We start from the raw sequence: 25,726 nt of genomic DNA, 5'->3' as shown, positions 1-25,726 counted from the left end.
GACCTGCGTTAGTCCGCTCAGATGAATAGCCCGGATCTCGGAATCTTCGGTGACCGCGGGGCATCAGATTCGTTCAGGGCCCACCTCGTCTTGGTCTGTTCGACCAAACCACTTGACATGGATGGAGGCTCTTGAGAGTGTGATGCCAAACATGCGAATAGTTACAATGTATACGCATGGTCGAAGCATTGGAGAAGCGGAAATGACAAGAAGGCTTATGGCGGCAGGGGCGCTCATTGCGATCGCACCGCTACTGGCGGCATGCGGTTCCTCTGGTTCCTCCGCAGCCGCGTCCAGTCACAACAAGGCCCCGATCACGATCGGAACGATCGGAGCGTTTAGCGGTCCTGATGCGTCTACCGGCGACGCAAACACGGCCGTGCTCGCCTACTTCAAGGCGTTGAACGCCAAGGGCGGGATCGACGGCCACATGGTCAACGTCTTGAAGGGAGACGACCAATACAACTCGGCGTTGACGCCTGGCATCGCCCGAAAGCTCCTGCCGAAGGTAGCCGCCTTCTGCGGTGTGAATGGGACTCCGAATAACATCGCAATCCAGGCATTGCTCGCACAGTCGAAGGTTCCGAACATCGCGCCGGCCACAGGCGCTGCGGCCCTGACCAAGCCGGTTAGCCCGACCCAGTACGTGGTCGTTGCGGACTACGGGCGTCTCTCGACGGGACTCGTTGACTACGCGGTCAAGAAGCTTCACAAGACCCGGATCGCCCTCCTCTACATCAACGGCGATGCCGGCGCTCCGGCCCTCGCCGGGGTGAAGTCTGAGGCAGCCAAGGACGGGGCGGCCCTCGTCTCAGCGCAGTCATACGACCTCTCGGACACCACGCTGAGTGCGCAGATGGCGAAAATCAAGGCTGCGAACCCAGATTTCGTCATCGCCGAATCGGTGTCCCAGGGCTTCGCGCTGGCCGTGAACACAGCGCACCAGATCGGACTCGACACGACTTGGGGCAATCTGTTCTTCGGCGGCACCCCACAGTTTGCCCAGCTGACCCACAACAGCACGTCGGGCCGAGCCTACATCAGCACATTCCTGAACCAGCCTTCCGAGCCGAGCAGCGAGCAGGCCATCGCCACGATTCAGAAGTACTACTCGTCCATTCCCGATGCAGATGCGCAGGCACTGCAGGGCTGGACGCTCGCGGACGCGTGCGCGGCAGTGATCAAGAAGACGCTCGACTCCGGCGAAGCCGTCACGAGCGCGAATTTGATCAAGACGGCGAACAACTTCTCTCTCGACGACACCTTCGTCCATGGGCTGAAGTGGACACCGCAAGATCACGCAGGGGTGACGCAGTACGCGATCCTCAAGCAGCAGGGTGCCAACTTCGTTCCTGTCACCGGGTTCAAGGAGTCTGCCGCCTACTAGGTCCTGTGCCTGCGGAGGCTCGAGTGGGCCTCCGCAGGCGTGGCAGAGAGGAAGCCGTGGAACTCTTCGCGCAGTCAGTCGTCTTGGGGCTGATCACTGGCCTTGTCTACTCCCTTACCGGAGCCGGTTTGGTCTCGGTGTACCGCACCAGTCGAATCATCAACTTCGCGCAGGGAAGCATCGGCACTCTCGGCCTGTACGCCGCCTACCCGCTCACCGAACGGGGGGCGCCCTACTGGCTGGTCGCGATTGTGGCCATCGGTGCCGCCGCACTCGCCGGCCTGTGCGTGGGCTGGATTGTCAACCTCCTCGCCTCTCGACGGGACGAACTCATGGGCGGACTTGCCGCGATCGCACTGTCCCTGGTCATCGACAGCGTTCTGACTCTGACCATGGGAGGCTCGGCGCGCGCGTTCCCGTCGATGGGCACTCACACCCTCTTCAGGGTGGCCTCGGTCAACTTCACCGCGAGCGACGTCGGCATCGCGGCAGCAGCGATCATCGCGTTTGGGGCGCTGGGGCTGCTCTTCTCGCGCACCACCACAGGGCTGGGGATGCGCGCGATCAGTGAGAACGCAACGGCCGCTCGCATCGTCGGCCTGCGGAGCGGCGCGCTCCGGATGGGCTCGTGGGTGATCTGCGGCATCCTCGCCGGAGTCGGCGCGCTCTTCCTAGCGCCGATGTACTCACTGACGCCGACCAGCATCGAAGGCGAACTGGTTTATGGCTTTGCCGCTGTTGTCATCGGGGGATTCGACAGCATTATCGGCGCTCTCGTCGCCGGCATCGGCCTCGGCATCGTGAGCAACTTAATCGGGGTGTACGTCAACCTCGATCTGATCACGACAGGGTTGTTCGCCGTCATGATTCCCGTACTCCTTCTGCGCCCGTACGGACTTTTCGGACGGAGGCCCCTGGAGCGTGTCTAGAACAAGGAAGACCGATCTGCGCGTGTCCGAGTTGAGCGCTCCCGACGGTGGAGCCCGGGTGCGGGGCCCGTCGGCAAGGCAGCACAAGTACGTCACGAGCGCGGTCACGGGTCGAGGCCCGCTATTGCTTTGGCGACAAGGAGTCCTGGTATCAATTGTCGTTGCCGGTGCACTGTTGTTCGCGAACTCCCCGACAGCGTCATCGAGTTACGCCTTCGTTCTCGCTCTCACCTACGCGATCGTCATCTTGGGCGGCAATGTGGTTACCGGGTTCCTCGAAGAGGTCAACCTGGCCCAAGGTGGATTGATGGCGATCGGGGCCTACTGCGCCACGTACCTAGAGGCGCGCCACATGCCTTTGCTCCTTGCCCTTGTCATCGGGACGTTCGCCACCGCCTGCGTCGGGGCCGCCCTGTCCTTTGCCGTAGTGCGACTCACCGGCGTCTACACAGCGCTGCTGACCTTTTCGCTTTCCTACGCCGTTCCAGATCTGATCCTGTATGCCGCCAACTACACGGGTGGCGGCAACGGTCTGGCGACGCCGGTCGATCTTCGACTGTTCGGCGCGCCGATCGGGGGGACGACTCCGGCAACGATCTGGTTGGTTGTCGCTGTCTTCATTTTGTGCGGGGCGACCTTTCTCTCACTCGGACACGGTAGGCCGGGCCGCCTCATGCATGCATCGAAGAAGCGTGCATTTGCGGCGAGTACGTTCGGCATCAATCCTCGCCAGGTGAAGTGGGTGAGCTGGGTGGCCTCGAGCGCACTCTGCGGACTGGGCGGTGCGCTTTACGCACTTGTGGTGGGATTCATCGTGCCCGGCCAGTTCACGCTGACCTTGTCGTTGTACTTACTGGTGGGAACGCTTGCCGGAGGTGCGCGCACTGCCGTCGGCGCGCTGATCGGAGGTGGGCTTGTTGGTGTCCTTCCGATCGTCCTCTCGGGTGACGCAGGTGGCACTGAACCGCTGCTCCTAGGTCTCCTTCTCCTGCTTGTGATCCTCTTCGGAACAAGTGGAATCTGGACGCGAATCGAGGAAGGCGCGGTGTGGATCGCTGGCACTTGGTCCATTCGCCGGGTGCGGGAGGTTGCCGTCAGCCCACCCAGTGGTACGGGCGCGGCCCGCGCTGACGGGAAGCAAGCATGAGCGGCGTAATCCTCAGGACCCGGAACCTCGGCATCTCCTTCGGCGCCATACGGGCGCTGGATAACATCAGCATTGATCTCAAGGCGGGCTCGACATTGGGCGTGGTGGGAGCCAACGGCTCGGGGAAGACGACCCTCCTGAACCTGGTTACGGGCATCTACATCCCCACGACCGGGTCGGTGGAGTTTCGGGGACAGGACATCACCCGGCGTCCCCCCCACCACCGTCGGCGCCGCGGTTTGGCCAGGACCTTCCAGCACCCGCAGCTGATCGAGCTGTTGTCGATCGCCGACAATGTCGCTGTCGGCTTGTCCGGGCGCAGCGCGGGTATGGGCCTCAAGCCGTCCGTTGGGCTAAGCGTCCGAGACGCGGTGTCCCTGGTGGGTGCGGATGAATTTTCGGACCTACTCCCACACGAGACACCGTTTGGCATGCAGAAGCTCGTCGAAGTCGCTCGGGCACTGGTTGCCGAACCCGACGTGCTCCTCCTGGATGAACCAGCGGCGGGCCTGAACGCCCAAGAGCGGGTCAACCTCGCCGACCTCCTCCGACGCCTGCGCGATCGACGTCCCGACATCGCGATCCTCTTCATCGAACACGACCTCGAGTTCATGCGCCGGGTCGCCGACGAGGTCATCGCTCTTGAGTCCGGCTCGCTGATCGGCGCCGGCGGTGTCGAGGACGTATTGAGTTCAGCCCCAGTGCGGCGTTCCCTGCTGGGGCGAGTCGACGAGCCCGGATCGACCGAGGCATAGTGATGGCGCTGACAATCTCAGACCTGCGCACCGGATACGTACGCGGCCAAACCGTTCTCGACGGAGTCAGCTTGACTCTTGAGCGTGGCGAAGTGCTCGGCGTACTCGGCCGCAACGGCGCAGGTAAGACGACTCTGGCACGGTCGATCATGGGACTCCTAGCAACGTGGTCAGGGCGCGTTCTCGTCGATGAGCATGCACTGCCCCGCGGGGGATCGGCGCGCCAGAGGATTCAGCACGGTGTCTGTCTCGTGCCGGAGAATCGACAGGTATTCGGGACCCTGACCGTCCATGAGAATCTGCGTTTGGCGGCCAGCGTGCGTGGGCGCAAGGCCTCCGACTTCGGAACGGTCGAGGGGCTCTTTCCGGTGCTGCGGGAGCGGCGCCACCAACTTGCAGCGGGTCTCAGCGGCGGCCAGCAGCAGATGCTCGCAATCGCCCGCGCTCTCGTGCTCGAACCGGACTACCTGATCGTCGACGAACCCTCACTCGGCTTGGCCGCGAGCGTTGTGGATGCCATCACAGACATATTTCGATCGATCGCGAAGCAGGGTGTCGGCATCCTGCTCGTGGAACAGAACGTGGGGATGGTCGAAGCCTTGTGTGAATCGGCCTTGGTTCTCCACGGCGATGGCGCTGGCGAGGTCGCTCGCCTCACCGACACGAGCGCGCGGCACCTCATCGAGGCCTCCTACCTTGGACAAGCCAAACAAAAGGGCGATCAGGTGCCGCTCGCGGCTCAAGATATTCGGCTCGGAGAGGGTCAGTTGTGATGTCAGCGCTCGACGGTGTTCGTGTCCTTTGCGTGGGCCAGTTCTACTTCGCGCCGTACTGCACTATGCTTCTGGGTCGCCTCGGCGCCGATGTCATCAAAGTGGAGTCCCCCGCCGGCGACCCCTACCGACACGTTCCAACGGGTGTGGACGCGGACTTTGCTGTTCAGTACGGACTGGTCAATTCCGGGAAACGAAACATTTCTATCAACCTACGAACCGAGCAGGGCGCCACGATCTTCAAGCGGCTCGTAGAGACTGCAGATGTCGTGGTGCAGAACCTGGCGCCGGGAGCCTTCGATCGCTTTGGGCTCGGATACGAGGAGCTCTCGCGTGTGAATCCGCGTGTCATCCTGGCCTCAGGTACCGGGTTCGGCTCGTTCGGACCGCGGGCGGGACAGCCGGCCATGGACCTTACGGTCCAGGCCCTAACCGCCGTGATGAGCACCACGGGATTTCCCGACGGAGCTCCAGTGAGAACTGGGCCATCGGTCGTCGACTTCATTGCCGGGTCACACCTGGCGGCTGCTGTGCTGGCGGCACTGTTCGAGCGCACGATCACCGGACGAGGCCAGCATGTCGAGGTGGCGCTCCAGGACGCGATCATCCCCTCACTGTCCTCGAACATCGCCGGCTACGTGAGCAGCGGCGGTTCGATTCCCGAACGAACAGGCAACCGCAACGGCGGTCTCGCGGTGAGTCCGTACAACGCCTACGAGGCATCCGACGGGTGGCTGGCCCTGATCTGCCCAACCGATGCGCATTGGCGTCGGATGCGCGACCTTATCGATGACCCGAGGGCGCACGACGCGCGACTCGACACGAACAAGGCGCGGTGCGCCGCCATGGACAAGGTCGACGATATCGTCGCCCACTGGGTTCGCGGTCACACCCGCGCGGAGATCGTCGACCGCTTAGCAGACGTCAATGTCTTGTGTGAGCCCGTCGTCACGCTGCCCGAGCTCTTGGCGGACGAACACGTGAAGGCCCGCGGCGTGGTCCGAGAAGTCGTCGACCAAAGCGGGCGTTGGTGGGCATTCGGCTCCCCAATCTTCATGTCGGCCTCACCCCAACGTGAACCGCTCCGACCCGAAGCCAAGGGACAGAGCACCGATTCGATCCTCGCGGGCGATCTCGGGCTCACCGAAGCCGAGATCGCCGCACTCCGAGCCAGCAACTCAATCGCGTGAGAAAGGTCAACCATGACAGTCAGTGCTGAACTCATCGAAGAGGTCAAGCGACACATCGGCGACTCGTCGCCATCGATGCGCACGACCATCGATACGCTCACGTCCCAGCGATACGCGCGAGCGATCGGAGACAACAACCCGATCTTCTTCGATGAAGCCGCAGCCAAGGCGGCTGGGTATGACGGAATCGTCGTGCCGCCGAACTTCCTGCCGTCCTACCTCGACTGGACCGACGGCGGGTCAGAGGACGAGCTCAGGATCGACGGGACCAAGGGCGACGACATGCAGTGGATCCCACTCGAAGGCGTGCGCTTGATGGGGGGCGGTGAGGAAATGATCTTTCACGCCCCGGTCTACGTAGATACCGAGGTCGTGATGACCAGCCACCTCGATGACGTCACGGCTCGCGAGTCGAGGTCCGGGCTCCTCATGGTTATAAAGGTCCGGAACAACTACAAGACAGCGGGCGGCACGCCGCTGATGACTTCAGTGAGGACGGTGCTCGGCCGATGAGCAGGGCAGTCAGCGTCCGATACGGCGATCAGGTGTCGACGTTCCAAAAGCTCGAGCATGCGAGACGCGAGCCGTCGAACGTCCAGCTCTTCCGGTATTGCGCCGTTACCTGGAACGCACATCGGATCCATTACGACGCGGCGTATGCGGCAACCGAGGGATACCCCAACGTGCTGGTTCAATCGCACCTGCATGGCGCCTTTATCACCAGCTACTGCACGGACTGGATGGGCCAAGCGGGCCGACTCGAGCGGCTCGAGTACTCGGTCAGACGGTACGCCTGCCCGGGAGACGTTCTCACCTGTCGAGGTGAGGTCACCGGCAGCGAGCCCGACGCCAGGCCGGGCTATCAGCGCATCACGTTGAAGGTGAGCGAGGTCAGGGAGTCCGACGAGGTCGAGTGCGCCATCGGCGAAGCGACGATCATCCTTCCGCGGCGACCGGAGGTGTGAGAGGTGAAAGCGACACTTCGCATCGGGAACTGCTCTGGGTTCTACGGAGATCGGTTCAGCGCTGCACGCGAGATGGTGGAGGGCGGCGAGCTTGACGTACTCACCGGTGACTACCTGGCCGAGCTGACGATGTTCATCCTCTGGAAGGCGAGGTCCGCGGGGCGACCCGGCTATGCCGTCACCTTCCTGCGTCAGATGGAAGAGGTGCTCAGTACCTGTGTCGAACGGGACATCCGGATCGTGACGAACGCCGGAGGCCTCGACCCAGCCGGACTCGCGAGGGACCTCTCGTCGCTCGCCGGCGAGGTGGGGATCGATCTCAACGTCGCCTACGTGACCGGGGACGACCTCCTGCCTCGTCTGGGCGAGCTCAGCGCGGCCGGCCACACCTTTACCAACCTGGATACGGGGGTGCGGCTCGACTCATCGGGCCTTGCCCCAGTCACCGCGAATGCCTACCTCGGAGGCCGCGGGATCGCTGCAGCTCTCGACCATGGCGCTCAAGTCGTCATCTGCCCAAGGGTCACTGATGCCTCGCTTGTCGTCGGCCCGGCGCTTTGGAACTTTGGTTGGGCCGAGGATGACTTCGACGCCATCGCCGGCGCGATTGCCGCGGGCCACATCATCGAGTGCGGAGCGCAGGCAAGCGGCGGGAACTACGCCCGGTTCGACGAGGTTCCAGACCTCGTTCTGCCGGGTTTCCCAATCGCCGAGGTGCGGCGCGACGGATCGGCCACCATCACCAAGCATCCCGGCAGTCCGGGTCAGGTCTCGATCGGGACGGTGACTGCGCAGCTGGTCTACGAAGTGGCCGGGGTCGAGTATCCGAATCCGGACGCCGTGTTGCTGCTCGACACGTTGCACGTCGAAGAGGAAGGTCCCGATCGGGTCCGAATCAGCGGGGCGAAGGGCCTACCCGCTCCCTCCAGCGCGAAGGTATCAATGTCCTGCCTTGGTCCGCATCGTCAATCGGTCGGGTTCGGCATCACGGGATCCCACGTGGAGGCCAAAGCTGAGTTACTCAAGAAGGGCATGCTGGCAACCCTCGCCGACGTCAGTTGTTTCGACGACATCTCCTGGCGCTTGGTCCGCACTGACCGAGCCGATGCCCCAACCAACGAGCTCGCGCTCGCTCGATACCTGGTGACCTTCACGGCGAAGGACAACAAGGTCCTCGGGCGGAGAATCTTCGACGCAGCGATCGGCCTCGCACTGTCCAGCTTCCCCGGCTTCTTCCTGCTCGAGGACAGCCAACGCCGATCCTCGCAGTCCGGGATTCACTGGCCCTGTCTGATTCCGCGGGCCGAGCTCAGTGAGACGGTCCACCTGATGGACGGCTCGACGCTGTCGATCGCACAGCCGTTCTGCGGCGTGGGGGAACCAACCGGAGGACGCCCTGCTCGTGACCCGGGGCCGCGCCGAGTGTCCTCGTACGGGGAAACCGTGCGGGTCATGCTCGGCGAAGTCCTCGCGGCGCGCTCGGGTGACAAGGGTGCGAACGCGAACGTCGGCCTGTGGGCGTGCGACGACGCCGGGTACGAATGGATGAGGGCAACCCTGACCGTCGATGCGTTCCGCGCGCTGATGCCAGAAGCAGACGAATTGCCCATCACAGTGACAGAACTACCGAACCTGAAGGCACTCAACTTCGTCGTGCACGGGCTCCTGGGGGACGGTGCCGCCTCGGTGGCTCGCTTCGACTCGCAGGCCAAGGGGCTCGCCGAATACATCTTGAGCCGCGAGGTCGATGTTCCTTTGGTACTGGTGCCTCAATCGAAGGATGTGGCCTGATGAGTAGCAGTTGGATGACCGCACCATGGATCAGGGCAACACCGGAGAATCTGTCACGGGTCATCATTGGAACCGGCGTCTTCGAGATACGTGAACCGACAGGTGAGGTCATCGACATCGGCTTTGCCGGCGCCCTGGAACCGTTCGGTCTGCGTTCGGCGCTGGACCGGGAGTTAGGGCACGGAGGCGCGCAGGGGCTCGAGTTCCGTTACGAGCCACATGTCCTCTACATGTCCCGGTTCGTCGAACTCGTCCTTGACCACAAGTTCAGAAACGCCGGCGAGGAACCTGTCCGCCTCCGCGAGAGGGGCACGCACGTGCCCGGTCGCATCAGGCCCGCCTGAGATGCCAGCTTGATCCATCAAGAGGAGTCCATCATGTTTGAAATCAGCGATGAACAGCGCGCGCTGATCCACAGCGTCCGCCAGTTCGTCCGTCAGAAGATCCTGCCGGTCGAGGAGCACCTGGACCCGGATGAGACCGAAGTTCCCCATGACGTCTACGAGCGGCTGACCTCCGTGACACGTCAGATGGGCCTGTACAACATGGATCTTCCGCCGGAACTGGGCGGGCCGGAGATCAACCTCGTTACCCGCTGTCTCCTCGCGATCGAGATGTCACAGCATCGGGCCGGCCTCTATGCACCGTGCTACGACGCGTTCGGATACCCCAACTATCTGCCGGTCATGACGGCCCACGCGACTCCCTACCAGCAGGAGAAGTACATCGACCGGACGGTGACTGGCGAGATACGCGGTTGCTTTGCCCTGTCGGAGCCTTCCGGTGGTAGCGACCCGGGGCGCAGCATCCAGACGCGAGCCGTTCAGGACGGCGACGACTGGATCATCAACGGATCGAAACTGTGGATCAGCCACGCCCACGAAGCGGACTACGCCCTCCTGTTCGCACGCACTGGGGGTCCTGGCCGCGATGGCGTGACCTGCTTCATCGTCGACACTGAAACCCCGGGGTTCAGCGTTCGTCGAATCGTGCACACGCTTCGGTCCAGTCATCCTGCGACCGAGCTGAGCCTTGATGATCTACGGGTACCGGGGAAGAACATCCTCGGTGGGCTTGGCAAGGGCTTCTCCCTCGCGAACGAACGTCTCAGTCGCAACCGCATCCCCTACAGCGCGGCCTGCATCGGCATCGCCATTCGCGCACAGGAACTCGCCGTCGAGTACGCCAAGATCCGTGAGGCCTTCGGGAAGAAGCTCTCAGAGCACCAAGGCCTCGCCTGGATGTTGGTGGAGAGCGAGCACGACATCCGGTCCGCCACCTGGATGGTGCTACACGCGGCCGCAACCGCCGACGCTGGTCGACCGTTCCGGACCGAGGCGGCACTCGCCAAGGTCGCGGCAACCGAAGCTGCCTCGCGTGTAGTCGACCGAGCGATCCAGGTTCACGGCGGAATGGGGGTCAGCCGGGAGATGCCTTTGGAACGGTGGTACCGCGAGTTGCGGATCCGGCGGATCGGCGAAGGCGCTACCGAGGTGCAGAAGGTCATCGTCAGTCGTGACCTCTTCGGAAGCCCGTACCGCTCCTTCCTGGACAAGCTGTGATGAGCGAACCTGACACCTTCGTGCTGCCGGACGGCTTCGTGTTCACAGTCAGAAGTGTCGGTAGGACCATCACCGAAGGCGACTTCAGCGCGATGACCAACCTGACTTGGACTTTCGAGGAGATCCACACCAACCGGATCCACGTCGAGCAGACCATGCACCACGAGCGCATGCTTGCCGGAGCCTGCATCGTGGCGTTTGCACTTGGTATCGCCACCCCGGCGATTAAGCCACCGCTGAAGGAGCGCGGTGTACGACTCATCGCACTGGTGGGGTACGAAGGCATCCGATTCCGTTCGCCACTCTTCCCTGGCGACACCATCTACGTTGACTCGGCGCTCTTGCGGATCCTTCGAACGAGCAAGTCCGATCGGGGGGTGATCTGCTTCCACGACGCGGTGTCCGACCACGAGGGCCGGGTCATCGCAGAGTATGAACGGCGTGCCCTATGCGACGTTTCGGTGGCGCGGCTCGACGGTCGGTCGACGCTATGAGCAGGCCTGCTGCGAAAATATGCGCAGCGTTATCCCGAGAGAGGGGTCATGATGGCCACGCACGTTTCCGGTGACAATCTGCGCAACCAGAACGGTTCCGGCGGTGACACGGCCCCATTACCGCCGCGTCCGGTCCGGTCGGTGCCGAAGCCGGTCAAGTCGTCAATCTTGCTCGCAGAAACAATCCTGCGGGACATCGTTCGCGAGGGCATGGTTCCTGGCGACGCGCTCCCGCCCGAAAAGGTCATGGTGGACCGCTACGACCTCGGGCGTGCGACCGTCCGCGAGGCACTGCGTCTTCTTGAGTACCAGGGCGCCGTGCAGATCAGGCAGGGCGTGAATGGCGGCCCCTACGTTCAGGAGCCAGACTCCGGCCACTTTGCCAGCACCATCGTCTTCCTCCTCCAACTTCAGCGCACGCCGTTCGAGTCAATCGTCGAGGTCCGCGCGGCTATCGAGCCCATGATCTGCCGTCTCGCAGCCGAACGCATCAAGGAGCCGGCGCTGATCGAGTTGCAGAGCACGATCGATGAGATGAACGGGCACGTCGATGATGACGACGACGCGTACTTCAGGGGACTCAACGCGCGGTTCCACAACGTCGTCGCTTGGTCTTCAGGCAACACGCTATTCAGATACCTGGCCGACTCGCTGCTCGACATCATGGACGGCCACGTCGTGGGCTTGTCATACACGCCGCGTACACGAAAGGGGGTCATTGCGGCGCACCAGACGATCACCGAAGCACTGCATACCGGCAACGGTCAGGCCGCCGAAGACCGGATGAGGCACCATCTGGCCAAGTGGGAAGAATACGCGACCATGGAGTTCCCAGCTGCGCTCCGCCAGGTTGTGCCGTGGTCGTGGCCAGGACCGCGATGAACGCTCGCGATGGACAGCGTGTCCTGGACACTCGGCCCGGTCAGCCGTTTGCAGACAAAGGACTCTGTTGATGACTCTGATCGAAGATCTTCGCGAGAAATCCCCCTTTGCGTCGGGCCTAATGAACGGTCACGTCGCGATGGTGACCGGCGGCGCGAGTGGCTTGGGTCGCGGCATCGCTACTGCCCTGGCGCTTGCGGGCGCCACGGTCGCCGTCGCAGGTCGCAACACGCAGACGCTTGCAGCGTTCGCGGCTGAGATGCGGCGCGAAGGGTGCGCAATCAAAACGGTGACTTGCGACGTGCGCGACCCGGAAGCGATCGTGGCAGCAGTCGACACGGCCGAGGGGAGCCTCGGAACTCTAGACCTTCTCGTCAACAACGCGGGTGCGACGTTTAGTGTACCCGCCGAAGATCTGACTCCGAACGGATTCCGCGCGGTCGTCGAAACCGATGCGTTCGGCACGTTCTTCATGTGCCAGGCATTCGCAAAGCGCCTCTTCATCGCTGGAAAGGCCGGCGCGATCCTCAACATCACGAGCACGTCGCCGATCACGGGCAACCCCGGCCGGGTTCACGGCGGCGTAGGCAAGGCGGGCGTGGACTCGCTGACCAAGAGCCTTGCCGTGGAATGGGGGCCGCGCGGCATCCGCGTCAACGCGCTCGCCCCCGGCTACACGCCTACGCAAGGTGTGGACACCGCAACCCGCATGGGCACAGATCGTATCGGCCACCTCGCTCGAGTCGCCCAGTCGGTGCCCCTCAGGCGCGTGGGCACGATTGCGGACATCGCCTGGACCTCGGTCTTCTTGCTATCCCCGGCGGCCTCGTTCATCACAGGAGCGAGCCTCACGGTTGACGGAGGCAAGTGGCTGTCCTCAGGCCGGTACTTCGACGCGAGCGGTGCGACTCCTGCCGCGAACTAACTGAGAAGGTGACGGCGCCACGAGGTGACGTCCCGTGGGGTGGTGTAACTCTTCGCGTGTGACTTCGCGAGTTGGGTCAATCATGCAGTAGCGAGTTCGGGCACCTCCTCGACGGTGGTCACGGTGGTGATCAGTGCGGTCGGCTCGGTTGGATAGAGCAGCGCCATCGATCCCTCGGAGAGGTAGCGGCGGTCGGTGTCTTGCCACTCGTCGTGGGCTTCGATCAGGACACAGGCCGAGAGCCGTAGCAGCGCGTCGGTGTTGGGGAAGATCCCGACGACGTCGGTGCGGCGCTTGACCTCCTTGTTGAGCCGCTCGAGCGGGTTGGTCGACCAGACCTTGCGCCAGTGGGCTTGGGGGAAGTCGGAGAACGCGGTCACATCGGCCTTGGCGTCGCGCAGCATCTCAGCGACGCGGGGGTGGCCGGCTTGGAGGGTGTCGGCGACGTGGTCGAGCTGGGCACGCTTTCGGGGTGCCCATGGTGAAGATCGTGCAGATCCAGGTGGCGACCATCTCGCCCTCGCCCTTGGGAACCTTGGTGAGCACGTTTCGCATGAAGTGGAGTCGGCAGCGTTGCCAGGCAGCGCCCTGCAGCACGGCACCGACCGCGGCCACCAGGCCACTGTGGGCATCGGAGATGACCAGCTGGACACCGCCCAAGCCACGGCCGCGCAGGTCGCGGAGGAACTCGGTCCAGAACTCCTCGGTCTCGCTGTCGCCGACCTGACAGCCCAGGACCTCACGGTGCCCGTCGGCGGAGACGCCGGTAGCGATCACGACCGCTTGGGACACGACCCGACCGTTGATCCTGGCCTTGCAATAGGTCGCGTCGAGGAACACATACGGGAACGCCTGCTCATCCAGCGGTCGGGTGCGCCACGTGGCGACCTCGGCGTCGAGCTGGGCACAGATCCGAGAGACCTCGGACTTCGAGACCCCGGTGCCGCCCATCGCGATCACCACGTCATCGACCCGGCGGGTCGAGACGCCCTCGATGTAGGCCTGCATGATCACCGCGTGCAAGGCGACGTCGATGCGCCGCCGCGGCGCGAGCAGTGCCGGGAAGAACGACCCCGTGCGGGTCTTCGGGATCTTCACGCCCACGTCCCCGATACCGGTCGTGACCACCTTCTCCCGGGTCCCGTTGCGCTGGGTGGTGCGGGCCTCGGTGCGTTCGTGAGGCGCCGCGCCGATCACCGCGGACGCCTCGGCGTCGATGAGTTCTTGGAGCATCGTGGCGAGCATCCGACGCATCAGTTCGCTCGCATCGGTGGTCTTGAGATCCTCGACGAGCTCGAGCAGGGCAGACTGGGACAGGGCCATCGTGGAGAAGCCTTTCGTGAGTTCCTTGGACGGTTCTCACAAAGCCTCACGCGGTGGCCCACCTACGTCCGGGACCGACACGAGCCGGCACGAATCCGCGGGCCCGAGTTGCACCACTCCAGGGGACTCTCCCCTCGATGAGCGGTCCGATGCGGAGGTGGCCTGTTCGGTCGGTCAACCGCAGAGCTCACCCACCGACGGCTGCCGGGCGTGACGAGGCTCGCCACACGGCGGCATGAGCGCGCACTGCATCCTGAATCCGGAAGTAGACGCCCACTCCCGCGGCGCGAAGTCGCCTCTCGGCTGCGCGGACGATCTCGTCCTCCCACGCGGCCCCACCCGAACGGAGCACCAGTGAGAGCTTCTTCCCGACTGCCGCCTTCTCCATGTCCGCGAGAAGGAGATCGATCAGACGTTGCGCACGGCCATGCTCCGACATGTCGAAGAGCGAGCCCATTTCCAGATATGCGATGCACGAGTCGGTGACTGCGGGGTCGGCGACGACGCCAAGCAGGTCCGCGACCGCACTCGCGTCACTGGGGAAGAGATTCCATACTGCGAGGTCAACTGGATTGGCCATGCTCGTGCCGGGCGAACCGAAGCGCTCGGACAGCTGTTGCTGAATGCTCTCAGTGAAGGCCGCAACCTCCAACCCAACCGTTGTCGCCACGTCGGCCGCTGTAACAGCAACGCCGCCGCCCGTGCCCAAGACAGTGAGCCTTGGGCCCGCGAGCCTGCCAAACAGGTCGATCGCGGACAATGCATCCATCATTTCCTCGATGGTGTCGACCACCACCACGCCTGCGGCCGCCATCACTGCGGTCCACGCGGCGTCGTCCGTGGCCAATGCGGCAGTGTGACTGCTGGCGGCCTGGCTGCCGGCTTCGCTTCGTCCACCTCGCATGACCACGACGGGCTTGGTCGACGCCGCGGCTACTTCCGCCAGTTGCCGAGCCTGCACGGTGCCTTCAAGGTAAAGCCCGAGGACCGTGACTCTCTCGTCATCGAGAAGAAAGCGGGCGAACTCATGCGGCTTCACGTCGAGACAGTTGCCGACCGATGCCGCTCCGTAGAGCGGCAGGCCGCGAACACTTGAGCGTCGAACGATGTCGACGAAGTGAGTCCCACTCTGACTGATGAAGGCAACGCCACCGTCGCGGATCCCCGCGGCGTCTGCCGTCGTCGTTGTGATCCGCGAGCGAGGACTGTAGGCACCCCAGCAGTTCGGGCCCACCACGCGGGTCGTCGTCCCCTGGATCCTGGCCAGAATCTCTCCCTCAAGGGCGGCCTCTGAGCCGGCATATTCGGAGAAGCCGGCTGAGTAGATCTGTGCGACCTCAACACCGGCCTCGACACACTCTCCGATGACGTCCGGCACCTGTCCGCTACCGACGAGAACGATCGCCTTGTCGACAGGTCCAGGTACGTCGCGAAGCGCGCGGTAAGCGGGCAAACCCAGGATCGACGCTGCAGTCGGATGGATCGGGTAGAGCGCGCCTCGATAGCCGAAGTCGATGAGATTCTTGGTGAGCCTGTTTCCGGCCTTGGTTTCGTCACCCGAGGCCCCGACGACCGCGACGCTCGTCGGATCGAACAGTGCGCGCAGCGCAGGCGCCTCGACTCCCATCGCGGCGCTCATCCGGCTCAGCCATGCTCGTGGACTGCCACCATCACTTGCATGGATCAGCACGGCATCCACAGCGACCGTGCTGCCCGCGGTGACGATGATCGGATTGATGTCCACCGTCGCAATGTCTTCTCTCATGGCCAATCCGTCCGCGCCGGCGACTCGGACAAGAGTGTCGCTAAGGCTCGCCTGCTCGGACCTCCCGATGACGGGAGCGACAGAGCCGGGAAGCCGGGACCATCGCCGAACAAGGTCGTCCGCGGCAGCGCGGTCGAGAGGGGCCGGCGCGAATGCAACGCAACGAGTCTCCTCGATGGCACTGCCACCATTGCCGATCATGGCCAGCGGACCCAAGTCGTCGTCCACATGCAGTCCGATTGCGACTTCGACGCCCGTGCCGGCGTCCTCCTCAGCAAGTACGCCGCGCAACGATCCATATTCCTCGGTCAAGGCTGCACCGCGCTCGGCCAACTCCCGATACGCATCCGGCGCCGCATCGGGCGACACGCCTGTCCGAACGCCGCCTACACGCGACTTGTGTGTGAGCCGATCCATCGACAGCTTCAGTACGACGGCCGCTGGATCGACCTGGCCGATCCACCGCTGCAGATCCTCAACACTCGTGACCAGACTCTGCGAGGTCGTCCGGATGCCGTATTTGCTCAGCACCTTCTTGCCGATGTCCTCGGGAACGGGAATTGGGTTCAACACCGACCAAATGTCCTCTCATAGCAGGCGCACCGGGGCAACGGCCCATCCGTTGCGCACAGTCGCTCCGCGGGCTCCCCGCGCAGTGCACAGAGCGCGATACTGCCCAGACGCTGAAGCACAACTTTGCTAGTCACGTGACTCGCCCCGGGTGTCATCGACGAACTCGCCAGCGGACAACGACACAAATACATCTTTGGCTGAGAAGCCGTGCCCGCCGCGAACGATCCTCTCCCGCATGTCCCCGAGATCTTGCTTGGCCAACGAGACTCCATGCCCGGGGAACGCTGCCAGTCGCTGGGCGACATCGACGGCAGCGTCCTCCACTGGTCGATCTTCGACGACCCTCTCCTGAACCAGCCCTACGCGAAGGGCCCACTGGACGTCCTTACGATCAGCGGTGAGCGCAAGGTGGCGTGCCGCAGGAAGTCCAATCTCTGCGGCGAGCGGCTTCAGCCCTCGCCAGAGCACGGGGGTGCCGAGCGCAACTTCGGGCAACCAGAAGTACGTGTCGTCGGCAGCAAGTCGGAGGTCGCACGCCGCGGCCAGCATGACCCCGCCACCGACGACAGCCCCGTGAAGAGCGGCCACAACCGGCTTTGACAAGCCCATCAGCGTGTCCACGGCCGCGCCGCCGCGAGCATCTATCGCCAGAGTTTCGGCCGGGCTGTCAGGGACGATTCGTCGATTCCAACCGGAGCAGAAGGCACGACCTGCCCCGGCAAGAACAACAGCACCGACGGCCGGATCCGACTCCGCGTCCTGACAGCTCGTGATCAGGCTTTCGAGCATCTCGAGCGTGAGAGCGTTCAGCGTGTTTGGCACGTTCAAGCGCAGCACCAACACATTGCCGTTCAACTCGACACACAGCATGGGTCTCTCCAGGTTCGGTTTCTTGAATGGTCTCGAAGGAGGTCTTCCGGAAGACGCAATGTGAGTCGTCCTCCCGCCTATCCCCCTAGGTATGAACGGCGGAGCGCTTCGTCCTTCATGAGATCAGCGACCGCACCGCGTCCTGTGATCACACCGTGTTCAAGCACATATGCAAAGTCCGCGACACGCATGACCTCGTGCGCGTTCTGTTCGACGAGCAGCACGCCGATTCCCTTGTTCGCCAGTTCGCGTGCCGTCTCGATGACGTCACGCACAAGTCGGGGCGCCAAGCCGGTCGAAGGCTCGTCGAGCAGCAGGTATCGCGGGCCGATGAGAAGTGCTCGTGCTATTGCCACCATTTGCTGCTCACCGCCGCTGAGGTTTCCAGCAGGAACATGCTGCCGTTCCCTGAGCACTGGATAGATGTCGTAGACCTCCTGAAGGGTCATCGCCGTGGCCGTCCGAGCTGAGCTCCTGTCTGCCAACATCAGGTTGTCGAGCACGCTCATCGCAGGGAAGAGGTGCCTGCCTTCGGGGACCAGGCACAGGCCGTGGGCGACACGCTTGTGCGCCGCGACGTGGGTGACGTCGACGTCGTCGACAAGGACGGAGCCACGCGAGACACGCGACAGGCCTGCGACGGCATTCATGAGCGTGGTCTTCCCAGCACCGTTTGCTCCCAGCACCGCCACGAGCCTTCCAGGGTCCACCTCGATGCCTACGTCGCGGAGCACATCACGTCGCCCATAGCCGGCCCAGAGTCCACGAATGGTCAGCATCTTCACTCCTCAGTCCCGCCGAGGTAGGCGGCAATGACGTCGTCGTTCGCACGGATCTCGTCGGGGGTGCCCAACGCAATCAATCGGCCGCGATCTATCACGAGGATGCGGTCCGATACGCCCATGACGAGCGCCATGACGTGCTCGACCACGATGACGGTTGTCCCCCGCGACTGGACCTGCCGGATCAGAGAGGCAAACTCCTCGACCTCCGACGCAATCAGACCAGCGCCGAGCTCGTCCAGCAGCATCACCTTCGGTCCGGTGACGAGTGCGCGAGCGAACTCGAGTCGCCGCTGGTCTGCATGCGTGAGTTCTTCCGAGGGCACGTGTGCGCGAGCGGCCAGACCACAAAACTCGAGCACGACGTCCACGCTGCCGAATCGGTCATCGAACCGGTGCTGATGTGCAATTTCGAGGTTTTGTCGGACTGTGAGTCCAGCGAAGGGCCGTGGGATCTGGAACGTACGCGCTAGACCGCGACGGGCACGCAAGGCGGCACCTACCCTGCTTACGTCCCTTCCGTCGAAGAAGACCTCTCCATGGGTGGGCGCAAGACCACCCGAGAGGAGAGCCATCAGGGTCGACTTGCCCGCACCATTCGGGCCGATGACACCCAGGACTTCGCCATCGACGAGGTCGAATGCGAGGTCCTGAACTGCGGCAACGCCGCCGAACCTACGCGTCAGGTTGCGGACCTCGAGGACAGTGTCTGTATTAGACATCGAGCACCTTCCTGACTGCCGCTTGCCCGCTCACCGATTCACACTCGGAAGTCAGATGGTCCGCGCCAGCTTGCCTAGACTGCTTTCGCGACGACGTAGGAATCCGCTCTGGTTCGGGGGCCTCACCCTTCCGGTCGAGATCGCTTCGGGGTTGCCGGCGAAATCGAATGCCCAACGCGCCACGGGGGAGAAACAGAGCGAGTGCGAGCAGAGCCGCTCCGTAGAGCAGCTGGCTGTATGCACCGTTTGTTGTGTGGCTACGGATTACCTCGTTCAGGATCGACCATGCGGCCCCGCCCAGAGCGGGACCGCTGACGGTGCCGAGTCCGCCAAGGACGCAGACCAGGATCGGAAGGAGGCTGTAGTTGGAGTTGAAGACGGTCCCAGGGTCGACGAAGCCCTGGGTGGTGGCGTAGACCCCGCCAGCCAGGCCGGCCAGCCCTCCTCCGATGAGAGTCGCGACGAGCTTGCACCGCATGGCATTGACGCCCACGGACTCCGCGGCAGCCTGGTCCGCGCGAATGGCACTTAGATCACGTCCGAGGGGACTGACCTTGACGATCAAGCTGACTGCCACCCCGAGGACGGCACACCCGGCTGCCAGATAGTAGGGAACTGCGCTGTAGGCACCGAACGGCAGGTCAGCAAAGACGCCTCCACTGCCACCCGGGAACTTCTGGTTCGCGACTACGCCCAAGCAGCTCGCGAGAGCGAGGCTGATGATCGCGAAATAGATCCCGCGAACGCGGAAGCACGGAACGAGAGCAAAGCCGCACACCGATGCGCACCCGGCAGCAGCCGCGAGGCCCAGCAGGTAGTGAACGCCATGTTGAGTCAGCAGGATGGCGACATAGGCGCCCACGCCGAAGAATGCCGCCTGTCCGAACGAAAAGATGCCTGCGTAGCCACCCATCACGTTCCAGGAAACGCCAAGGAGAACGAGAATGAAGGCAGTGACCGCCACACTCTGGTAGTAGGGCCCTTCAAGGAAAGGGAACCAAACGATCGCAGCCGCGCTCGCCAGGACAAGGACCCACCAGATTCCGCGGGCCTGCCGGGTCTGGCCAGAAACCATCCATGCTGAGCGCCGTTCCGACCGCGTCCGTCGGCTCATCGCGCGATCACCGCCGATCCAGCGAGCCCCTGGGGTCTGGCAAGCAGTACGACGACAATCGCTACGAAGGTGACCAAGCTGGTGTAACCAGAACCCACGTACGTCGCAACCAGCTCCGTCGCGAAGCCCAAGATCAAGCTCGCGGCCACCGTCCCCCAGAGACTGCCGAGGCCGCCAACGATCACCACCGCGAACGCGCTGAGGATCAAAGAGTATCCAGTGGTCGGGCTCAGGTTGGAGATGCTGAGCAGGATCACTCCGCCGACGGCAGTGAGCGCACACGCGACGATCGCCGCGATCAGACCGATCCTTGATGTGTTGATGCCGAGAAGCTCAGCGCCCACCGGGTCCTGAGACATCGCCCGGATCTGCCGACCGACGCGCGACCGGTTCAACAGCATCCACAGCAGGGCAACAGCGACCACCGCAACAAGGAGGTTACGAGCGACATCGTGCGGGATGCTCACGCCCCCGAGCCCCCATGCTGCACCGGATTGGCGTGCTGCCTTCGGATCTGGTCCCCAGACGGCCTGGATGAGTCCTTGCAGCAGGAAGGCGCATCCAAAGGTCGCGAGCAACTGATTCTCGTGATTGCGGCCGGCGGTCGGCCGAATCACGCCGTAGTAGAAGATCACAGCCAGAACCGCAAGCGCCGGAACCATCGCACCCAACGCAAGGACCGGCCCCATACCCAGTCCAACGACTGCAACGCCCACGTACGCGGCGACGGTCATGAAGTCACCTTGGGCAAGGTTGACGACGCCGAGCACACCGAACATCAGTGTCAAGCCCAAGCTGAGCATCACGAAGAGCGTCGCGTCGGAGATTCCGGTGACGAGCGTCTGCAGGAAGACATCCATCGAGCTTTTCCTTCCGGGCAGGAAAGTTTGGGCGCGGCTAGCGGTCGCTCCATGCTGGGAACGGCTTCCAACTCGCCTGGGCGACGTCCTCGGGGTAGATGGCTCGCGCCGAGGATCCGAGCTGCTGCGCGATGACAGCTCCGATCGAGGCCTGACCATTTGCAGCGAACGTGACGTGCCCACCGACGACGTCCATGTCGGTCTTTCGGATCGCGTCGGTGATCGCCTGCGACGACCCGCCCTTGGTTTGCTTGATGGCCGCTAGCAGGATCTGGGCCGCTTGATAGGCCTTGATGACCTCTTCACGTGCGGGCTGGCCATACTTCTTCTGGTACTCGTCCGCCACCTTGTTCGCAGAGGGGAACGGCGAGCCCGGGAACCAGTCGGGCATACCGGTCACGCCGTCCTGGCCATTGCCGAGCGCATCGCGCACGGAGGGGTCGAAGGCGACGCCTGATTGCGTGAAGACCACCCGCGGGGCGAAGTTCAGGGTACGCAGGCCTTTCAGGAACACGATTTCGTCGGGCACGTAGCCGATGAACTGCAAGACATCGGGATCGGCGCTCTTGACCTTGGAGAGCGCCGCAGTGAAGTTGGACGCTCCCGACTCGACGCTCACCGACTTGACCAGCTTGATGCCCGCATCCGCTGCCAGCGACGCGAACTTGTTGGCACCGTCTGTCGCAAAAGAGTTGTTGATGTAAACGATAGCTGCGCTCTTGGGCTTGACGACCTGCTTGAGGAAGTCGATGAAATGCACCTCGGTCTCATCGATGAGCCGGAAAGTATTGAACAGGTACTTGTAGCCTCGAGTCACCATCGTGCCGTCGCTGGCCTCGGGCTGGATGTTCGGCACCTTGTAGCGTTCAGCGACTTGAGATTCCGCGAGTGCGGGAGCGCTTCCATAGGTGCCGAGGATTGCTTTGACGTGGTCCTGAGTCACGAGCTTCTTTATCGCCGACTGGCCAGTCGCTGGATCGAACTTGTCGTCCTCGACGACCAACTTCACCTTCTTGCCGTCCACACCGCCGGCCGCATTGAGGCTGGAGATTGCGAGTCGATACCCGCGCAACATCGTCTGCCCGCTGCTGGCCAGCGCTCCGCTCAGGGGAAGCGCGACCCCGACTGCGACCGAGTCAGAAGAGTCCGATGCGCCTTTGGTGCTGCATCCCGCGCTGGCCGCCGCCAACGTTGCACCGCAGCAAAGAGCAGCAATCCCCTTGATGATGCCGTTCATCCGGATCGGTCCTTTCGCTTATCACTAGATGGGCCCGAGAAGTCATTCGGTTGACGTGGCCATGAGGAGCTGCTCGAGGCCGCTCCAGACAAGGTCGAAGACGGACCCGTCCTGATATAGACGGGCGATGAGCAAATGGCCCTGGAGAGTGGCGATCACTTCCCTGGCCATACGCATCCGAGCGGCGGCGTCGAGCTCTGGGCGAAGGTCGGCGATGACGTTCGCCACCCACTCCTCGTTCTCCTGGAAGAAGCCGAGCATCTGTTGACGCAGCTCTTTCGGGAGCGACATCGTCTCTGCCGCCAACATGCCCCCGGGGCACATGTGATCGGCACTCCCATCGATCACGCCCCGATACAGACCGACGTACGCGGCCAGGCGCGCCATCGGGTCCCTCGTCCCTGCATCGATCTCGGCGAGCTGGCCGCGCATCTGCTGGCGATAGGTCGTCATTACAGTGCGACCCAGCGCCTCCTTCGTCGGGAAGTGGTAGTGCAAACTCGCCTTCTTGATGCCGACCCCGTCGGCGAGGTCAGCAAAGTGCAGCGCGTGATATCCGGACCGCTGCACGACGTTCGTCGCCAACTCGAGGATCCGCTCGCGGGTCGTCGATTGGCTCGTCCCCTGGCCTGTGGTCGCCGTCACACCGAGGACTATCTACCTTCCAATAGGTAGGTGTCAACCATCTGGTAGGTAGGGCCGTGGAATCAGCGGCATTGTCGGTCGGAACCGGCCGCACCGTGGCCAAACGGGCTCGCCCGCGCCAGCACCGAGGGCGTCTGGTACACCGGCTCCTGAGCGGCTGGCCGGGAACGTAGTCACACGCTCATCCGGAATGACGCCGCGCTTCGGCTCGCTAAAGAGTGCGCGCAGTCGCCTAAGGCTTCGACCCCACAGGCGACTTGGACGGCTGCGCAAGTGTCGGAACCGGACAGAGCCCAGGTATCGCTCGCCTCCGGAAGTCCACTCGTCGAGGTATGCGAAACGGGCGTTTGGTGCTCGCCTCGGAGGCTCGGCAGCCTGTCGCACCCGTTAGTCAGCGTCCCTTGCGCCTATCGTGGAACGCATTCCAGAAGGGGAGGACAGCGCCCCGCGGTGCCCTACTCGCCGCTCTCGATGGCGGCGTGGTCACAGTATCCACCCCGTTGTTGAGCAGCGCCGTGGACTCCTCTGAGAGGTAGCGGCGGTCGCCGGCGATCCACTCGTCGTGCATGTCGATCAGGAGGGACGGCGCCGACCAACCGGATCACGGCGGCGGCGTTGGGGAAGATGCCGACCACGCGGGAGCGGCGTTTGATCTCCTTGTTGACCCGCTCGATTGTCCGGCCCTCGCCGTCGGAGCAAGTATGACCGTCGTTTGGATCATCGCCGTCGGACGGTGTCGAGGTGGTTCTCGAGGGCTTCTGCGACGTGTCGGTGTCGTTCTTCCTCGCCGGTCCAGCCGCGGTTGGCGGCGTCGGCCAGTAGCGCCTGGACGTCGGCGAGCTGGTCGGTGAGGGCCGGCTCGAACTCGGCCGCCGGGGTGTAGTTGTCGCAGGTCTCGCAGATGTTGGCGTAGGTGCAGGGTCCTTGGGACTCGTGGCGGGACAGTAGCCGTGCACGATGCGCGTCTTGAGCATCTCGCTGGCCAGCCAGGAGATCTTGTCGGGCACGATTGCCGATATCACCGCGCTGATGGCCGCCACCGGCTCGTTGAGCCCCCCGTTGCGCAGAGCCACCCTGGCTACCCTGATCGGGCTGCTCTCAGTTGCCGGTATCCGCGTGGGGGAGGCGATCGGACTCGACCGCGCCGACGTCGACCTGAGCACCGGGCGGCTGCTGGTCCGGCACGGAAAGTTCAACAAGACGCGTCAGTTGTGGCTGCACCCCACCACGGCCGCAGCGTTGAAGCGGTATCAACGGCTGCGCAACCACGCCGCTCCAGTGACTGGCACTGCGGCGTTCTTCGTCTCCGCGGCCGGGACGAGGCTGCTCTACTGCAACGTCCACCACACCTTCCACCGGTGGTCGTCCAGGCCGGGCTGACGCCCAGGTCGCCTCGGTGCCGTCCTCGCATCCACGATCTGCGGCACTCCTTCGCCGTCCAGGCCATGATCGATGGCCTACAACAGCAGCCAGGACGGCCAGGTCCAGCTGAGCCTGCTCTCCACTTGGCTCGGACACGTGGACCCGGCCAACACATATTGGTATCTCTCGGCGTCCCCCGAGCTGATGGCCGCCGCCGGCCAGCGGCTGGAGAGCTACCTGGGAGCGCCGCGATGAGCATGCTGGCTCCCACCCTGCAGGCGTTCTTCACCGACCGGCTGATCCGGCAGCGCGGCGCCAGTCCCCATACAGTCGCCGCCTACCGCGACAGTTGGCGGCTCCTGCTCGCCTTCGCCGCCGACCGCACAGGCCGCACGCCAGCCCTGTTGGACTTCGCCGACCTCGACGCCGCTCTGATCGCAGGGTTTCTCGACCACCTCGAACGCGATCGTGGCAACAGCATCCGAACCCGGAACGCGCGGTTGTCGGCAATCCATTCACTGTTCCGATTCGCTGCGTTCGCTCACCCCGAGCACTCCGAGACCATCGCCCGGGTGTTGGCGATCCCACCCAAGAGGTTTGACCACGCCACCATCAGCTACCTCACCGAGGCCGAGGTCGACGCGCTGCTCGATGCCCCCGACCAAACGACATGGACGGGACGACGCGATCACGCCATGCTCTTGCTCGCCCTCACCCCCGGGCTGCGAGTCTCCGAGCTGATCGGCCTGACCAGTCGCGACGTTTCGCTGGGCACCGGGGCGCATGTCGCCTGTCACGGCAAGGGACGCAAGGAACGCATCACTCCGCTCACCACCGCCACCGTGAACGTATTGCGCCACTGGCTCACTGAACGACGCGACAGCCCGGCTGAGCCATTGTTCGCCACCCGCCGAGGCAACCAGCTCAGCCCGGACGCGATCGAACACCGCATCGCCCACCACGTCGACACCGCAGCAAAGCACTGTCCCTCGCTGCGCGAGAAGAAGGTCACCGCACACGTGTTGCGTCACACCACCGCGATGCGGCTCCTGCACGCCGGCGTCGACACGAGCGTGGTCGCGCTCTGGCTGGGGCACGTCAGTGTCGAGACCACCCAGATCTACCTCCACGCAGACCTCATCATCAAGGAGAAGGCGCTCGCACGAACCCGGACACCCAACACGCAATCTACGCCGCGAACCTGATGTCGGTGACGCCGAAGGCGATGTGGCCGGCGGTCAAGGCGATGCTGCACTCCGTCTACGACCAGCCCGATGCGCCCGCGGTGCGCGCGCAGTTCGACCACTCCTGGACTACATCGAGGAGAAGCTGCCCGAGGTCCACGAGCACCTCGACACCGCTCGCGCGGACACCCTCGCGTTCACGGCCTTCCCGAAGGACGTGTGGACCCAGATCTGGTCCAACCCCGCCGGGCGCCTCAACCGCGAGATCCGCAGGCGCACCGACGCGGTCGGGATCTTCCCGAACCGCGAGGCCATCGTGCGCCTGGTCGGCGCCGTGCTGGCCGAGCAGACCGACGAGTGGGCAGAGGGGCGCCGCTACCTCGGACTCGAGGTCCTGGCCCGTTGCCGCGTCAACATCGTGCCCACCACCGGACCCGAGATCGGAGCTGACGACCTGCCCGCACTGACCGCCTAACCCGAAGAAGAAGA

At 63.9% G+C, this 25,726-nt stretch carries 25 protein-coding genes and 3 pseudogenes; 18 read left to right on the top strand and 10 right to left on the bottom strand.

The window, feature by feature from the left end; translation table 11 throughout:
* Nucleotides 1-217 precede the first annotated feature (217 nt).
* The 14 genes from Q9R13_RS11085 to Q9R13_RS11020 all read left to right on the top strand — a co-directional run bounded on the left by Q9R13_RS11085 (nt 218) and on the right by Q9R13_RS11020 (nt 12,800).
* Complete coding sequence (locus Q9R13_RS11085; protein WP_310961242.1) at nt 218-1,387, top strand: ABC transporter substrate-binding protein; 1,170 nt, start codon at nt 218-220, stop codon at nt 1,385-1,387.
* Between the two features lie 56 nt (nt 1,388-1,443).
* A complete protein-coding gene (locus Q9R13_RS11080) occupies nt 1,444-2,316 on the top strand; it encodes a branched-chain amino acid ABC transporter permease (RefSeq protein ID WP_310961241.1) in 873 nt (290 codons plus the stop codon).
* A gap of 175 nt (nt 2,317-2,491) precedes the next feature.
* Nucleotides 2,492-3,463, top strand: coding sequence for a branched-chain amino acid ABC transporter permease (locus tag Q9R13_RS11075; RefSeq protein ID WP_310961240.1), 972 nt, complete (start codon nt 2,492-2,494; stop codon nt 3,461-3,463).
* Nucleotides 3,460-4,218, top strand: coding sequence for an ABC transporter ATP-binding protein (locus tag Q9R13_RS11070; RefSeq protein ID WP_310961239.1), 759 nt, complete (start codon nt 3,460-3,462; stop codon nt 4,216-4,218). The genes Q9R13_RS11075 and Q9R13_RS11070 overlap by 4 nt, the downstream gene beginning before the upstream one ends.
* 2 nt (nt 4,219-4,220) lie before the next feature.
* Nucleotides 4,221-4,991, top strand: a complete 771-nt coding sequence (locus tag Q9R13_RS11065) for an ABC transporter ATP-binding protein (protein ID WP_310961238.1) — start codon at nt 4,221-4,223, stop codon at nt 4,989-4,991.
* Nucleotides 4,991-6,181 (top strand): CaiB/BaiF CoA transferase family protein, encoded by a 1,191-nt coding sequence (locus Q9R13_RS11060; protein ID WP_310961237.1) that lies wholly within the window; start codon nt 4,991-4,993, stop codon nt 6,179-6,181. Before Q9R13_RS11065 ends, Q9R13_RS11060 begins: the two co-directional genes overlap by 1 nt.
* A 12-nt stretch (nt 6,182-6,193) precedes the next feature.
* Entirely contained in the window at nt 6,194-6,694 is a 501-nt protein-coding gene (locus tag Q9R13_RS11055) for an FAS1-like dehydratase domain-containing protein (RefSeq protein WP_310961236.1), read from the top strand.
* Nucleotides 6,691-7,146 carry a hotdog family protein gene (locus Q9R13_RS11050; protein WP_310961235.1) on the top strand — a complete coding sequence of 152 codons (456 nt, stop codon included), beginning with the start codon at nt 6,691-6,693 and terminating at the stop codon, nt 7,144-7,146. Before Q9R13_RS11055 ends, Q9R13_RS11050 begins: the two co-directional genes overlap by 4 nt.
* A gap of 3 nt (nt 7,147-7,149) precedes the next feature.
* Nucleotides 7,150-8,937, top strand: a complete 1,788-nt coding sequence (locus Q9R13_RS11045; RefSeq protein ID WP_310961234.1) for an acyclic terpene utilization AtuA family protein — start codon at nt 7,150-7,152, stop codon at nt 8,935-8,937.
* Between the two features lie 14 nt (nt 8,938-8,951).
* The gene (locus Q9R13_RS11040; RefSeq protein WP_310961233.1) at nt 8,952-9,281 is read left to right on the top strand and encodes a hypothetical protein; all 330 of its coding nucleotides are present in this window, start codon (nt 8,952-8,954) and stop codon (nt 9,279-9,281) included.
* Nucleotides 9,282-9,314: 33 nt separating this feature from the next.
* Nucleotides 9,315-10,499, top strand: a complete 1,185-nt coding sequence (locus Q9R13_RS11035) for an acyl-CoA dehydrogenase family protein (protein ID WP_310961232.1) — start codon at nt 9,315-9,317, stop codon at nt 10,497-10,499.
* Nucleotides 10,499-10,993, top strand: coding sequence for a hotdog family protein (locus Q9R13_RS11030; RefSeq protein ID WP_310961231.1), 495 nt, complete (start codon nt 10,499-10,501; stop codon nt 10,991-10,993). The genes Q9R13_RS11035 and Q9R13_RS11030 overlap by 1 nt, the downstream gene beginning before the upstream one ends.
* Nucleotides 10,994-11,041: 48 nt before the next feature.
* A complete protein-coding gene (locus tag Q9R13_RS11025) occupies nt 11,042-11,875 on the top strand; it encodes a FadR/GntR family transcriptional regulator (RefSeq protein WP_310961230.1) in 834 nt (277 codons plus the stop codon).
* Between the two features lie 70 nt (nt 11,876-11,945).
* Nucleotides 11,946-12,800: an SDR family oxidoreductase gene (locus Q9R13_RS11020; protein WP_310961229.1), complete on the top strand. Its 855-nt coding sequence runs from the start codon at nt 11,946-11,948 to the stop codon at nt 12,798-12,800.
* Nucleotides 12,801-12,880: 80 nt separating this feature from the next.
* Here Q9R13_RS11020 and Q9R13_RS11015 read toward each other — a convergent pair.
* The 10 genes and pseudogenes from Q9R13_RS11015 to Q9R13_RS10970 form a co-directional block, all read right to left on the bottom strand.
* Nucleotides 12,881-14,123 (bottom strand): annotated as a pseudogene (locus Q9R13_RS11015) (IS256 family transposase).
* A 187-nt stretch (nt 14,124-14,310) separates the two neighbouring features.
* Entirely contained in the window at nt 14,311-16,461 is a 2,151-nt protein-coding gene (locus Q9R13_RS11010) for an acetate--CoA ligase family protein (protein ID WP_310961228.1), read from the bottom strand.
* Between the two features lie 126 nt (nt 16,462-16,587).
* The gene (locus Q9R13_RS11005) at nt 16,588-17,331 is read right to left on the bottom strand and encodes an enoyl-CoA hydratase/isomerase family protein (protein ID WP_310961227.1); all 744 of its coding nucleotides are present in this window, start codon (nt 17,329-17,331) and stop codon (nt 16,588-16,590) included.
* A gap of 77 nt (nt 17,332-17,408) precedes the next feature.
* Complete coding sequence (locus Q9R13_RS11000) at nt 17,409-18,110, bottom strand: ABC transporter ATP-binding protein (RefSeq protein WP_310961226.1); 702 nt, start codon at nt 18,108-18,110, stop codon at nt 17,409-17,411.
* A gap of 2 nt (nt 18,111-18,112) precedes the next feature.
* Nucleotides 18,113-18,835, bottom strand: a complete 723-nt coding sequence (locus Q9R13_RS10995) for an ABC transporter ATP-binding protein (RefSeq protein WP_310961225.1) — start codon at nt 18,833-18,835, stop codon at nt 18,113-18,115.
* Nucleotides 18,828-19,799: a branched-chain amino acid ABC transporter permease gene (locus Q9R13_RS10990; protein WP_310961224.1), complete on the bottom strand. Its 972-nt coding sequence runs from the start codon at nt 19,797-19,799 to the stop codon at nt 18,828-18,830. Before Q9R13_RS10990 ends, Q9R13_RS10995 begins: the two co-directional genes overlap by 8 nt.
* A 146-nt stretch (nt 19,800-19,945) precedes the next feature.
* On the bottom strand, nt 19,946-20,809 hold the full coding sequence (locus Q9R13_RS10985; RefSeq protein ID WP_310961223.1) for a branched-chain amino acid ABC transporter permease: 864 nt from the start codon (nt 20,807-20,809) through the stop codon (nt 19,946-19,948).
* A 37-nt stretch (nt 20,810-20,846) separates the two neighbouring features.
* The gene (locus tag Q9R13_RS10980; protein WP_310961222.1) at nt 20,847-22,046 is read right to left on the bottom strand and encodes an amino acid ABC transporter substrate-binding protein; all 1,200 of its coding nucleotides are present in this window, start codon (nt 22,044-22,046) and stop codon (nt 20,847-20,849) included.
* A gap of 42 nt (nt 22,047-22,088) precedes the next feature.
* Complete coding sequence (locus Q9R13_RS10975; protein ID WP_310961221.1) at nt 22,089-22,691, bottom strand: TetR/AcrR family transcriptional regulator; 603 nt, start codon at nt 22,689-22,691, stop codon at nt 22,089-22,091.
* Between the two features lie 391 nt (nt 22,692-23,082).
* Nucleotides 23,083-23,362, bottom strand: a pseudogene (locus tag Q9R13_RS10970) (transposase); the annotation flags it as partial.
* A gap of 286 nt (nt 23,363-23,648) precedes the next feature.
* Between Q9R13_RS10970 and Q9R13_RS10965 the strand changes: the two are divergent.
* From Q9R13_RS10965 to Q9R13_RS10950, 4 genes and pseudogenes are all read left to right on the top strand, one after another.
* Entirely contained in the window at nt 23,649-24,071 is a 423-nt protein-coding gene (locus Q9R13_RS10965; protein ID WP_310961220.1) for a tyrosine-type recombinase/integrase, read from the top strand.
* Between the two features lie 72 nt (nt 24,072-24,143).
* Nucleotides 24,144-24,308 carry a site-specific integrase gene (locus Q9R13_RS10960; RefSeq protein WP_310961219.1) on the top strand — a complete coding sequence of 55 codons (165 nt, stop codon included), beginning with the start codon at nt 24,144-24,146 and terminating at the stop codon, nt 24,306-24,308.
* On the top strand, nt 24,305-25,258 hold the full coding sequence (locus Q9R13_RS10955; RefSeq protein WP_310961218.1) for a tyrosine-type recombinase/integrase: 954 nt from the start codon (nt 24,305-24,307) through the stop codon (nt 25,256-25,258). Before Q9R13_RS10960 ends, Q9R13_RS10955 begins: the two co-directional genes overlap by 4 nt.
* Nucleotides 25,243-25,712 (top strand): annotated as a pseudogene (locus Q9R13_RS10950) (transposase); the annotation flags it as partial. The gene Q9R13_RS10955 and the pseudogene Q9R13_RS10950, both read left to right, overlap by 16 nt.
* Nucleotides 25,713-25,726 lie beyond the last annotated feature (14 nt).

It is taken from the genome of Nocardioides marmorisolisilvae (assembly GCF_031656915.1).
GTDB classification, from domain to species: Bacteria; Actinomycetota; Actinomycetes; order Propionibacteriales; family Nocardioidaceae; genus Marmoricola; species Marmoricola terrisoli.
Note: the sequence above shows the minus strand (reverse complement) of the source record. Positions and strands in the feature narration are given on the sequence as shown.